This window comes from Pseudarthrobacter sp. LMD1-1-1.1, from assembly GCF_040676255.1.
Taxonomy (GTDB): domain Bacteria; phylum Actinomycetota; class Actinomycetes; order Actinomycetales; family Micrococcaceae; genus Arthrobacter.
Map to the genome: position 1 here is coordinate 60990 of NZ_JBEGHP010000012.1, position 12748 is coordinate 73737.

10 protein-coding genes are annotated in these 12748 nt (G+C 66.9%); 4 read left to right on the forward strand and 6 right to left on the reverse strand.

Annotated elements, in window-relative coordinates; genetic code table 11:
* Positions 1-35 precede the first annotated feature (35 nt).
* The 3 genes from MRBLMD1_RS05805 to MRBLMD1_RS05815 all read right to left on the reverse strand — a co-directional run bounded on the left by MRBLMD1_RS05805 (position 36) and on the right by MRBLMD1_RS05815 (position 4076).
* Positions 36-1199 (reverse strand): mannitol-1-phosphate 5-dehydrogenase, encoded by a 1164-nt coding sequence (locus MRBLMD1_RS05805; protein ID WP_364398143.1) that lies wholly within the window; start codon positions 1197-1199, stop codon positions 36-38.
* The gene (locus tag MRBLMD1_RS05810) at positions 1199-3259 is read right to left on the reverse strand and encodes a PTS mannitol transporter subunit IICBA (RefSeq protein ID WP_224023725.1); all 2061 of its coding nucleotides are present in this window, start codon (positions 3257-3259) and stop codon (positions 1199-1201) included. Before MRBLMD1_RS05810 ends, MRBLMD1_RS05805 begins: the two co-directional genes overlap by 1 nt.
* A gap of 88 nt (positions 3260-3347) precedes the next feature.
* Positions 3348-4076 (reverse strand): TetR/AcrR family transcriptional regulator, encoded by a 729-nt coding sequence (locus MRBLMD1_RS05815; protein WP_159629673.1) that lies wholly within the window; start codon positions 4074-4076, stop codon positions 3348-3350.
* A 161-nt stretch (positions 4077-4237) separates the two neighbouring features.
* Between MRBLMD1_RS05815 and ptsP the strand changes: the two genes are divergently transcribed.
* Genes ptsP through MRBLMD1_RS05830 form a run of 3 tightly spaced genes read left to right on the forward strand, consistent with a single transcriptional unit; the run spans position 4238 to position 7218 of the window.
* Entirely contained in the window at positions 4238-5923 is a 1686-nt protein-coding gene (ptsP, locus tag MRBLMD1_RS05820) for a phosphoenolpyruvate--protein phosphotransferase (protein ID WP_159629671.1), read from the forward strand.
* Positions 5924-5965: 42 nt separating this feature from the next.
* A complete protein-coding gene (locus MRBLMD1_RS05825) occupies positions 5966-6388 on the forward strand; it encodes a helix-turn-helix domain-containing protein (protein ID WP_364398146.1) in 423 nt (140 codons plus the stop codon).
* 11 nt (positions 6389-6399) lie between these two features.
* Positions 6400-7218 carry an alpha/beta fold hydrolase gene (locus MRBLMD1_RS05830; protein WP_364398148.1) on the forward strand — a complete coding sequence of 273 codons (819 nt, stop codon included), beginning with the start codon at positions 6400-6402 and terminating at the stop codon, positions 7216-7218.
* Here the strand turns inward: MRBLMD1_RS05830 and MRBLMD1_RS05835 are convergent.
* The gene (locus MRBLMD1_RS05835) at positions 7181-8401 is read right to left on the reverse strand and encodes a PucR family transcriptional regulator (protein ID WP_364398150.1); all 1221 of its coding nucleotides are present in this window, start codon (positions 8399-8401) and stop codon (positions 7181-7183) included. The two genes, MRBLMD1_RS05830 and MRBLMD1_RS05835, sit on opposite strands and share 38 nt — an antisense overlap.
* A 233-nt stretch (positions 8402-8634) precedes the next feature.
* Here MRBLMD1_RS05835 and ald point away from each other — a divergent pair, with 233 nt between their 5' ends.
* Positions 8635-9753, forward strand: a complete 1119-nt coding sequence (gene ald, locus MRBLMD1_RS05840; RefSeq protein WP_159635003.1) for an alanine dehydrogenase — start codon at positions 8635-8637, stop codon at positions 9751-9753.
* 75 nt (positions 9754-9828) lie between these two features.
* Here ald and MRBLMD1_RS05845 read toward each other — a convergent pair whose 3' ends face one another.
* Complete coding sequence (locus MRBLMD1_RS05845; RefSeq protein WP_364398152.1) at positions 9829-10896, reverse strand: Gfo/Idh/MocA family protein; 1068 nt, start codon at positions 10894-10896, stop codon at positions 9829-9831.
* A 107-nt stretch (positions 10897-11003) separates the two neighbouring features.
* A complete protein-coding gene (locus MRBLMD1_RS05850; protein ID WP_364398154.1) occupies positions 11004-12719 on the reverse strand; it encodes an ABC transporter family substrate-binding protein in 1716 nt (571 codons plus the stop codon).
* Positions 12720-12748: the final 29 nt, after the last annotated feature.

Below are 12748 nucleotides of genomic sequence, written 5' to 3' on the forward strand. Positions count from 1 at the left end.
GGGGTGCAGGAAGTGATGGCGCGTCCCGGGATGTGTCAGGCCGGGGTGCTGGCCAGCTCCGCCTGCCGCTCCTCCACCAGGGTGGCAACGGCATTGAACAGCGGATGGTCCTTCTCGAGCCCGGTGATTTTCGCCGTGGCATCCGCCGGGCCCGCGGAGGCCAGGATGGCTGCCAGCTCGGTAGCCTCGGCATCGGCGGGATCGGTGAAGCGCAGGGCGGCCGCGATGGCACCCAGCAGGGCCTCCGGCACGACGCCGCGTTCCGCCAGTTCCGCCGCCGGGCCGATGAACCGTTCGTGCCGGCTCAGCTTCCGCAGCGGGGCGCGGCCCACCCGGTTCACGGTGTCCGGCAGGTACGGGTTGGAGAACCGGACCAGGATCTTCTGGACGTAGGCCTCCTGCTCGTCGTTGCTGAACCCGTGCTTGGCCACCAGGAGCTGCTTGGTTTCCTCCAGCACCGCCCGTACGTCCTCGGCCACATCCTGGTCCGCCATGGCGTCCGAGATCTTCTCCACGCCCGCTTCGAAGCCGAGGTAGGCGGCAGAGGCATGCCCGGTGTTCACGGTGAACAGCTTCCGCTCGATGTAGGGCGAGAGGTCATCCACGAAGGTGGCTCCCGGAATCACCGGAACGGAATCGCCGAAGGCGGTGCGGTCGATGACCCACTCGTAGAAGGTTTCCACCGTCACGTCCAGGCCCTGCCCGGCCTCCTGGTTGGGCACGATCCGGTCCACGGCGGTGTTGGCGAAGACCGCCTTGCCGTCGAGCACTGCGGCGGTGACCCCGGGCTGCGAGGCAACCTCCTTGGCCAGGATGTCCGTGGCATTGATGGCGTTCTCGCAGGCCATCACCTGGAGCGGGGTGAGGCCCGGTTCCCTGGCGACGATGCCCTTGGCGATCACGGGCGCCACGAACTTCAGAATGTGCGGGCCCACCGCCGTGGTGACGATGTCCGCCGTCGAGATTTCCTGGACCAGCTCTGCTTCCTGGGCGTTGGAGTTCAGCGCCCGGAAGTTGTCCACGGTGCGTACGGCGGGGTTCTCCCCCACCTCGTGCACCGCATAGCTGTCCGCCTGCGAGAGCCGGGTGATGAGTTCCTCCGCGACGTCCGCGAACACCACCTCGTAGCCTGCGTCATGCAGGAGCAGGCCCACGAAGCCGCGGCCGATGTTGCCGGCACCGAAATGTACTGCCTTCACTATGCGTTGACCTTTCCGAAGAGCTCCAGGACTTCGTCCTCGGACGTGGCAGCCTCCAGCCGGGCCACCTGCTCCTTGTTGGTGAACACCTTGGCGATGGAGGACAGGATGTGCAGGTGTTCGTTGTTGATGCCTGCCACGCCCACCACGAACTTCACTTCCTTGCCGTTCCAGTCGATGCCCTCCGGGTAGCGGATGACGGACACCGCGGACTTGCGGATGTGGTCCTTGGCGGCGTTGGTGCCGTGCGGGATGGCCAGGAAGCTGCCCATGTAGGTGGACACGGATTCCTCGCGCTCGTGCATGGCGGCAATGTAGCCCTCATCCACGGCGCCACGGGCCAGCAGGAGCCGGCCGGCCTCGTCGATGGCGGCGTCACGGGTGGTGGCCTTACCGGTCAGCACCACGCTCTCGCGGGCCAGGATCTCGGAGGTTCCGGTGGCGGCTGCTGCGCCGCCTGCCGTCGCTCCCGCGGCAGCGGGGGCTGCGTCCACCGGGGCATCGGCGGCGTGGGCACCGTGGGAGGTGCCGGCGTCGGCCGTTCCGCCCTCGGTGTTGCTGTCCCGGACCAGCTCGACGATCTCGTCGTAGCGGGGGCTGTTCATGAAGTTGTCCACCGAGTAGTGGACGGCGCTGGAGGTGACCGGCTTGGCGCGTTCGGTCAGGTCCTGGTGGGTGACCACAACGTCGTAGGTGTCGCTGAGGTTGGCGATGGAGGCGTTGGTGACCTTGACGTCGGGGAAGCCCGCTGCCTTGATCTTGTTCCGCAGCACCGAGGCGCCCATGGCGCTGGAGCCCATGCCGGCGTCGCACGCAAACACGATGTTCCGCACCGGGCCGGCGAGCACGCCCACTCCGCCGTGGCCGGCGGCCGCACCAGCGGCAGTTCCCGCCCCGGCACCGGTCAGGGTGGAGGCAACCGAGCTCTTCTTGCCCTTCATGGCCTCCATGCGGGCGGTGGCGTCGCCCAGGTCCGCCTCGTCACTGTGCTTGGTGGTTCGCAGGATGACGGAGGAGACCAGGAAGGAGACGGCAGCCGCGAGCACCACGGAGAGGATCACGCCGAAGTAGCTGTCGCGGGAGGTCTGCGCCAGGACGGCGAAGATGGAGCCAGGCGCGGCCGGGGCCACGAGGCCGGAGTTGGTGATGGCCAGGGTCGCGATGCCGGTCATGCCGCCGGCGATGGTGCCCAGGATCAGCAGCGGGCGCATCAGGACATAAGGGAAGTAGATCTCGTGGATGCCGCCGAGGAACTGGATGATGGCAGCGCCGGGGGCGGAGGCCTTGGCGGCGCCGCGGCCAAAGAACGCGTACGCGAGCAGGAGGCCTAGGCCGGGACCGGGGTTGGCCTCCAGCAGGAACAGGATGGACTTGCCCTGCTCCAGGGACTGCTGGACGCCCAGCGGGGTGAGGACGCCGTGGTTGATGGCGTTGTTCAGGAACAGGACCTTGGCGGGTTCGATGAAGATGCTGGTCAGCGGCAGGAGGCCGTTCTGCACCAGGAACTGGACAAAGTTGCCGGCGGCCGTGCTGAAGGCGGTGACCAGCGGCGAGATGCCGTAGAAGCCCAGCAGTGCCAGCAGGGCGCCCCAGATGCCGGCGGAGAAGTTGTTGACCAGCATTTCGAAGCCCGGGCGGATCTTGCCGTCCCAGATGGAGTCGATCTTCTTCATGGTCCAGCCGCCCAAGGGGCCCATGATCATGGCACCGATGAACATCGGGATGCCGGCGCCCACAATCACGCCCATGGTGCCGATGGCCCCCACCACGCCGCCGCGGACGTCGTAGACCATCTTGCCGCCGGTGTAGCCGATCAGCAGCGGCAGGAGGTAGGTGATCATGGGGCCCACCAGGCCGATGTTGGGCTTCCCGCCGGTCTCACCGAAACCACCGAGCTGCGGAACAGGCAGCCACCCCTTCTCGATGAAGAGGGCGGTGATGATGCCCCAGGCGATGAACGCGCCAATGTTGGGCATGATCATGCCGGACAGGAATGTCCCGAACTTTTGGACGTGCACGCGCGCGCTGGTGCGGGGTTTTGCAACTGTCTCTGTTGCCATGTGATTTCCTAACCGTCATTCCTGCTGCTCCGCAGGATTGGTCCGATGATTACGACGACGTACTGCTGGGTAATGCGGGGTTGTGGGGCTATCCGGCCGGGCTGGTGGAGATCCGGTGCAGCCATTCGAGGAAAAGCTTGAGTTCCGAGCTGGAAAGCTGGTCAGAGTGCGAAGCCTGAAGTGCGGCGTTCAGGGCGATCGCTGCCACCACCACCGAGGACTTCCCGGTGCCGCCCGGGGCCGGGCCGCTGGCGGGCTCGGCGGACACCGCGAAAATCATGGCGTCCCGGGTCATGGTGGACAGTTCGAGGTTGCGTTCGGTGGCGGGTTCCGCAATCAGCATCAGCGTCACTCCCACGTTGGCCGCCAGGATGGACCTGGCCGCTTCCCTGGGCTGGACGTTCAGCTGGCCCGCCGCCGCTGCCTTGTTCAGCATCTCTTCCATCAGCGCCTCGGCATCCGCCACGATGGCAGGACGGCTTTCCGGACGGATGTTGCCGAACATGACCAGGTACAGCTCGGGCTGGTTCAGGCCGAACTGGACGTGGTTGTCCCACATTCTCCGGATGTCCTCAAGTGGCTGTCCGGAGGGGGCGAAATCCCTTTCGCCCGCGACATATTCCTCAAACCCTGCGGCGACGACGGCGTCGAACAGACCTTCCTTGTCACCGAAGTGGTGGTACAGGGTGGGAGCCGAAACCCCTGCCAGCTGGGTGATCTGGCGGGTGGAGACCGGAGCTCCGGCCGAATTTGCCAGCAGTTCCGCGGCAGCACGGAGCAGCCGCATTTTGGGGGGAAGCTGGCCATCCAAACTCATAACCGCTACCCTAGCACCTATAGCGTTGCTATATGAACTGAATCACATACAATTTTTTCAGGCACGTTTCCCGCCCCTGGACGTAGCAGTCCTCCGGCGGACCCGGCACGGCGCCGGAGAACTTGGCGGGCCTGTCTACCGGCAGAGAATGAGGACCTTCAGTGCAGAACTTCCCAGGAGTAGGCGTCAGCCCAGGCCGCGTCATCGGCACCATCCGGCAGATGCCCAAACCCATCAGTGAGCCTCCCGCCGGTGAACAGCTGGCTCCGGACACCACTGCCGAGGAAGCCACCGCAGCCCTGAAGGCAGCTTCCCAGGCGGTGCACGACGAACTGAAGGAGCGCGCCGCGCACGCCATCGGTGACGGCAAGGCTGTCCTGGAAGCCACTGCACTGATGGCCAAGGACACCATGCTGATCAAGGGGGCGGCCAAGCTGGTGGCCCGGGGTGTTTCTGCCGAACGCGCCATCTGGGAATCCGGCTCCTCCGTGTCGGAGATGCTGCACAACCTGGGCGGCTACATGGCCGAACGGGCCACCGACGTCCTGGACGTCCGTGCCCGGATTGTCGCCGCGCTGCGGGGCGTCCCCGCACCCGGCATCCCCGCCTCCAACACCCCGTTCGTGCTGGTGGCAGAGGACCTTGCCCCCGCGGACACGGCAACCCTTGACCCGAACAAGGTCCTGGCGCTGGTCACCGCCGGCGGCGGCCCCCAGTCCCACACGGCGATCATCGCCCGCTCCCTCGGCCTGCCCGCCGTGGTTGCCGCCGTGGGCGTCGACGAGCTCCCCGACGGCACCGAGGTCTACGTGGACGGCGCAGCCGGTAGCATCACCGCCGAACCTGACGAGACCCTCCGTGCCACGGCGGAAGCCTGGGCAGCCACGGCGTCGCTGCTGGCTGAGTTCACCGGCACGGGTACGACGGCGGATGGCCACCAGGTGCCGCTGCTCGCCAACGTGGGTGGCGGCAAGGACGCCGAAGCTGCCGCCAAGCTCGGAGCCCAGGGCGTAGGCCTCTTCCGCACCGAGTTCTGCTTCCTGGAGCGGGACACCGAACCTTCCGTTGAAGAGCAGGCGGCTGCCTACAAGAGCGTTTTCGATGCCTTCCCCGGCAAGAAGGTGGTGCTGCGTACGCTGGATGCGGGCGCGGACAAGCCCCTGCCCTTCCTGACCGATTCCACGGAGCCCAACCCTGCCCTCGGCGTCCGCGGCTACCGCACGGACTTCACCACCCCCGGCGTCCTGGACCGGCAGCTCGAAGCCATCGCCCTGGCCCAGCAGCAGTCCCAGGCCGACGTCTGGGTCATGGCCCCCATGATCTCCACCGCGGAGGAAGCCTCGCGCTTCGCCTCCATGTGCGCAGACGCCGGCATCAAGACCCCCGGCGTCATGGTGGAGGTCCCCTCCGCGGCCCTGACCGCCGAGGCCATCCTCCGCGAAGTCAGCTTCGCCAGCCTGGGCACCAACGACCTCACGCAGTACGCCATGGCTGCCGACCGCCAGCTCGGCCCGCTCGCCAATCTGAACACCCCCTGGCAGCCCGCGGTCCTGCGCCTCGTGGGACTGACCGTCGAGGGGTCCCGCGCGGAGGGCCACGACAAGCCCGTGGGCGTCTGTGGTGAAGCTGCCGCCGATCCTGCCCTCGCCGTCGTCCTTACCGGCCTTGGCGTCAGCACCCTGTCCATGACCGCGCGGTCCCTTGCCGCGGTGGCCGCGGTCCTGAAGACCGTGACCCTGTCCGAGGCCCAGGAACTGGCCAAGCTGGCCCTGTCCGCGCCGAGCGCCACCGAAGCCCGCGCCTGGGTGCGGGAAAAGCTGCCGGTCCTGGAGGAACTGGGGCTCTGACGCCCGCGGGCATGCCGGCCACACCCGGGATAGGCTACGTCCATGGCACTGATAGCCCCCCGCGTCACGACCGGCCTGCCCGCCGGCGAGGCCCGCAGCCTGACGCGCGCCCTCGAGGACAGCAATGACATCACCGTGTTCGTGGATGGAACGGTCCACCGGCTGCCCGGGCAGGCGAGGGACGCCGTCGTGGATCTCCTCGCCAGGCTGGGCCGCGGCGAAACGGTGACCGTGAGCAGCGTGGAGGAGATGCTGACCACCTCCCAGGCGGCCGAACTGGCCGGGATCTCGCACACCTACCTGCGCAACATGACGGACCGCGGCGAGATCCCGGTGGAGTACCGCGGATCGCACCGCCGGATCCGGACGGCCGACATCATGACGTGGCTTGGGAAGCAGAAGCTTGCGGAGCAAAAGCGCAAGCACGAAAAGGACGCCGGCGATCACGCCGGCACGGCCGGGTAGTGCGGCCCCGCATGGCGTGGCCGCGGCGACGGAAAGACGTTTCGCTTCACTCTGCCGACGTGGAAGCAAACGGTTTGCATGGCCGCATCTTCTGGGCTCACGGGACGCCGCCTCCCGGACCGGACGCTGCCGGAGCTCCCGCCGCGCCCGCCTATGTCCTCATCCACGGCATCGGCGTCTCCCACCGCTACCTTCGCCGCCTCCACGGCGAACTCTCCGCCGTTGCCCCCACGTATTCGCTGGACCTGCCGGGCTTCGCCGGGACGCCCAGGCCGGAGCGGCCGCTGTCCATTGCAGACTACGGCGCCTTCATCGCCCAGGCCCTGAAGGCAAGCGGCATTGGCTCCTACATCCTGGTGGGACATTCCATGGGCGTGCAGTTCGCCATCGAAGCCGCCCTCTACGCCCCGGGGCAGGCCCACCGGCTGGTGCTCATGGGGCCGGTGGTGGACGCCCGGTACCGGAGCGTGCAGCGGCAGGGGCTGGCGCTTTTCCTGGACGCCCTCCTCCGCGAAAACGCGTCCTCCAACTGGCTCGTCTTCTCGGACTACTTCCGCTGCGGACCGCGCTGGTACTTCACCGAACTCCCCGTCATGATGGCCTACCCCACGGAGCGGCGGCTGGCCGGCATCAATGTGCCCGTCCTGGTGCTGCGCGGCAACCACGACCAGGTGGCCGGCGCCGACTGGTCGCTCCGGCTCTCGCAGGTGGTGCCGGAGGGAAGCTTCGTGGAGATCCAGCGCGCCGGACATGTGGTCCAGCACCTGCGTCCGCGGCAGGTGGCGGAGGCCATCAAATCCTGGGCCGCGCCGCCCACCGCCGCATCTTGAGGGCGGCGTGCAGTTCCAGCCGGGGCATCCCCTTCAGCGGGTCCACCCCCAGCAGCTGCCGGATCCGCCCCAGCCTGTTGTAGATGCTGCTGCGGTGCAGGTGGAGCTTGGTGGCCACATCCTGGACTGAGCCGTCATTGTCATAGAGCAGCTCCAGGACCGGAATCAGCTCGCCGTTGCGGTCGTGGTCCTCGAGCATCCGGAAGTACACCGACCCGGAATCAGCCCAGGCCCCCACCCCTCCCCCGGCGGACGCGAGCAACTGGTACACGCCGGTGGCCCTGCAGTCCACCAGCTCGCCCAGCTGGGGATCCACTGCGGCGGCCTGGGCCGCCATCCGTGACTGCCGGTATGCCTCGGAGAGCTGGCGGGTCTTGGCGAAGCCTTCACTGATCCCCAGGATGATCCGGTGCACCGGGCGGCCGGAGCGCTTGGCCAGCTCCAGCTGGTAGTGCACCAGGACCTGTGCATGGTTGGCCCGGCCGGTCGATTCGCGGAACAGCACCACCGAATGCGTCTCCGTGCCGGCGCTGAAGAGGGCGGCGTCCACCCCCACCGTGGCCTGGAGTGCGGTGGACCGGTGGATCAGGGTGGAGGCGATGGGGTCCGGGCCGCTGGCCCAGCCGTCCGCGTCCAGCACCGTGACCATCTGCCATGGACCCCTGCCCTGGACTTCCTTCCACCCGGCCACGGCGGCCACGGCATTGGGTTCTCCGGCACAGGCGGCCAGGAATTCCCGCTCACGGCCCCGCCGGAATTCGGATTCGGCCGTGTTCGAGTCGAGCAGGAGCCCGGACAGCAGCTCCAGCTCGTGGTTGACGCCGGGCAGTTGGGTGAGGATCGCCGTCGGGCTTTCCGCCGCCGAGTCCTGCTGCACCCAGAGGTAACCCACCCGGAAGCCGCGCACCATCAGCGGGACGCACACCCGGCCCAGCATGCCCAGGTCCGGGTTGGCCGGAACCACCACGGGCCGCACGGCAGTGGCAATGCCATGGGAGAGCTGCCATGCGCTTACGTCCGCCGGAACCTTCTTGCTTAGCAGGAAGTTCACCCGCACGCGGTCGGCATGGGACTGGTTGGAGCTGTAGGCGAGCAGCAGTCCGTCCAGGTCCTCAAGGGACAGGCCACGGCCCAGCTTCTGCGCCACCTGTTCGACGAGCTGTTCCACACCCTGCTGCTGCATGGGCCAACAGTACTGCCCAGATGGGCCCGGGGACGAACGGACATGAGGCGACACCTGACGCTTCAGGACTCGACACGTGTCGAAGCAGGGGATCCAAAATCGGCGGAATGGCGCGGTTGGTCGTGCAGCGTCCGATGCAGTTCATGTCGCCTGGCTCACAGCGGGATTTATCGTTGAAACACGAAAATCCTTCCGCCTTTTCGGCCTACCGGCCCCAAAAACTGGAGCAGACGATGATCATCGGCGTCCCGAAAGAAATCAAGAACAACGAATTCCGCGTGGCCATCACCGCGGCAGGCGTCCACGAGTTCCTCACCCACGGGCACACCGTGCTGGTGGAGCGCGGGGCCGGCCTGGGTTCGGGCATCACCGACGAGGAATACTCGATCGCCGGCGCCGAGATCGTCAACGAGGCCGATGACGTCTGGGCCCGCGCCGACATGGTGATGAAGGTCAAGGAACCCATCAAGTCCGAGTACCACCGCTTCCGCAAGGGCCTGATCCTCTTCACCTACCTGCACCTGGCCGCCGAGCCGGAGCTCACCACGGAGCTCATCAACTCCGGCGTCACCGCCATCGCGTACGAAACCGTCCAGGAGGGCCGGTCCCTCCCCCTGCTGGCACCGATGTCCGAAGTTGCCGGCCGCCTCTCCGTCCAGGTCGGTGCCACCTCCCTGATGGCCCCCGCCGGCGGCAAGGGCGTCCTGATGGGCGGCGTGCCGGGCGTCCGTCCCGCCAAGGTGGTTGTCCTGGGCGCCGGTGTTGCCGGCACCAACGCCGCAGCCATGGCCCTGGGCCTGGGCGCCGACGTCACCATCCTGGACATCAACATCAACCGCCTGCGCGAACTGGACGCCCAGTACCAGGGCCGGTTGAAGACCGTTGCCTCCAACACGTACGAGATCGAAAAGTCTGTGGTGGACGCCGACCTGGTGATCGGTTCCGTCCTCATCCCCGGCGCCAAGGCCCCCAAGCTGGTCACCAACGACCTCGTGGCCCGGATGAAGCCCGGCTCCGTCCTGGTGGACATCGCTGTGGACCAGGGCGGCTGCTTCGAGGACACCCACCCCACCACGCACCAGGAACCCACGTACAAGGTGCACAACACCATCTTCTACTGCGTGGCCAACATGCCTGGCGCCGTACCCAACACCTCCACGTACGCGCTGACCAACGTCACCCTGCGCTACGCGGTGTCCCTGGCAAACCTGGGCGTCAAGGCCGCCTTCGACCGCGACCCCGCCCTGGCTGCGGGCCTCAACATCGCCGCGGGCCACGTGGCACACCACTCCGTGTCCGAGGCTCACAACCTGCCCCTCGTGGCTGACTGGCACGAGCTCGTCTCCGCCTAAGGCCCTCCCTTCATCGATTGCTCCGTACTTGTCGTTTTGGACCCCCGGAACGACAACTACGGAGCAATCGATGAGTCATTTAACCCCAAGCTCCCTGGCCCTCTCGATGATTTTGAGGACCTCGACGGCGTCTTCCGGGTTTACGGGGAGGGGCAGGGGTGACTGTGCTCCGCCGTCGAGGATCCTGGCTGCCAGGAGGCGGTAGAACTCCGGGTAGTTCCCGCGTTCGGTGGGCAGACGGTCCAGGTGTCCGTCGCGGCCCAGGAGCCCGGCCCACTCCGGCGCTTCCACGCCGTAGTCCCCGTCCAGTGGGCTGCCACCTGCCACGATGTAGGGCTCCTGCGGGTCCACGCCGTTCTTGGTGAAGCCGCCAATCGAGCCCAGCACCCGGAAGCGCGGCCCCTGCTGGGCGCACAGCACGTTCATGGCCAGGTGGCTGATCACTCCCGACTGGTGTTGCAGGACCAGGAAGACGTCGTCGTCAGCCCGCTCATCGGACCGCCGCGCCTGCAGTTCCGCGTGGAGGACGGTGGCCGGGCCGAACAGCTGCAGCGCCTGGTCGATCAGGTGGCTGCCCAGGTCGAACAGGACGCCTCCGCCGTCGGCAGCGGTGGCCCGCGCTTTCCAGGCTTTGGCGATGGCCGGGGACCACCGCTCGAACCGCGACTCGAACCGGGTCACCCGGCCCAGGGCCTGGGCCGCCAGCAGCTTTTGGAGGGTCAGGAAATCCCCGTCCCACCGGCGGTTGTGGAACACGGTGAGCACCCGGCCCAGTTGCCCCGCCAACGCAATGAGTTCCTCGCCCTGCGCGCTGGTGACCGCGAACGGCTTGTCCACCACCACGTCCAGCCCCGCCTCCAACGCGGCCTTTGCCAGGGGGAAGTGGGTCATGGGCGGCGTCGCCAGGACCACAAGGTCAAGGTCCGCTGCCCGCCTGACGACGTCGGCGCCGTCGCGCACCACCTCCACCCCCGGAATCCGGGACGAGGCACTTGCCTGCCGCCCGGCGTCGGACGTTGCAATGACGTCCAGCGAGTAGCTGGTGTTGGCTGAGAGCAGCGGCGCGTGGAAGACGCTGCCGGCAAGCCCGTAGCCGACGACGGCGGTGCGGATGGTGCGGGGGGCGCCTTCAGTTCCGGTCATGGAAGCAACGCTACCCCCCGTCCCGCGTGGTTAAAACGCCTGGTTAAAAGAAGCCGGCACCCCTGGAAGACCAGGGGTGCCGGCTTCTCGATCGGGCTGCGGGGGGGTTACTTCTTGACCCAGCCGATGGTGGTCCAGTCCGGGACCTGCGAGGTGCTCTGGAAGAGGGACGGACCGTAGTTGGCCAGTCCGGTGCGGACGAAGGAGATCTGCGGGCCGTTGAAGACCACGCCCATGGAGTAGTACTTGGCCATGTGCTCCTTCTCCACGTCCATGGCTGCCTTGTTGCGGGCTGCGTTGTCCTCGATGGAGGCGAGGTCGGCGATCTTCTTGTCCAGCTCGGCGTCGCCCAGCTTGTTCTCGTTGACCTTGGAGTCGTAGTACTGCTTGACGGCGTCGGTGGCATCCGGGCCCACGGTGTAGCCGGAGATGCTCAGGTCGAACTCGCGGCTGCCCAGGACCTTACCGAAGTCGGCGGAGGCGCGCTGGTCAATGCCCACATCCATGCCGCCGGCCTGGAGCTGCTTCTGCAGGGTCTGTGCCACGGCCAGGGTGGTGGGGTCGTCGCCGAAGTTGCTGATCTTGAAGGCAGCGGGCTTGCCGTCCTTCTCCATGATGCCGTTGGCGTTGGCCGTGTAGCCGGCGTCAGTGAGGACCTTCTTGGCGGCATCGGCACCGGTTTCCTTGACCGGGTAGTTGTCCTGGTAGTACTCCGAGAACGGCAGGAGCATCATGGAACCGCTGCTGGGCTCCTCCCAGTTCAGGCCGTTGAAGCGGACCTTGCGGAGGGCTTCGCGGTCCACGGCAGCGAAGATGGCCTTGCGGACGTTGACGTCGGTGATGCGCTGGGCATTCAGGTTCAGGCCGCCGGCGAAGAGGCGCTGGCCGCGGCGGATGTCCGCATCCTTGGTGCCGTCCAGCTGCTTGTAGAGCGAGATGGTGTTGGCGGACATGGCATCGATCTCACCGTTCTTGAAGGCGGCGATCTGTGCGCTGGTTTCCAGCTGGCGGAAGGTCACGTTGGCCAGGACCGGCTTCTGGCCCCACCACTTGTCATTCGGCACCAGGGTTACCGTCTTGGCGGCGGTGTCATACTGGTCCAGCTTGAACGGGCCCGCCATCCACTCCGGGTGCATGTTGCCGTTGAAGCCCTCGTTGAAGATCTCCGGGGTGTTGACGGCCGGGTGGATGAGTCCGAAGAAGAGCGAATCCACGGGGAAGACCGGGCGGCTGGTCTTGACGATGACTTCCTTGTCGCTGCTGCCCGCCTCCACGGAATCAACGAACTCATAGGCGCCCGAGCTGACGATGTCGTAGCCGGCATCCGGGCTCTTGAGGATGTTCCAGGTGTTCTTGAAGGCCTTGACGTCAATGGGCGTGCCGTCGTTGTAGGTGGCCTTGGGGTTCACCTTGATGGTGATGGTCTGCTTGCCGTCCTTGACCACGCTGTCCACCGACTCGCAGAAGTCCGTGTTGGGCGTGACCTTGCCCTTGAAGTCAACCTTCCAGCAGCCGCCGATGCCGCCGCTGTTCATGGCGACCGGGTTCATGGGGATCTGCAGGGCGGAGTTGTCCGCGCTGTTGCCGTTGTTGGAGAACCCGTTGAAGTCCGGGCCGATGTTGCCCAGCGGAAGGGTAACCTTGCCGCCCTGCTGAAGGTCGGACGCCGGCTTCTCGTTAATGCTGATCAGCTTGGACAGGTCGCTTCCGGATTCCTGTCCTTTGGCTGTTTCGGGGCCGCTGGCACCGCCACCGCCGCAGGCCGTCAGCGCCAGGGCCGCAGCAACAGCTGCAGCTCCGCCGATCCTGTTCAGTTTCCTCATGGTTTTCCCTTCATTGGTGCGAGTGGTGG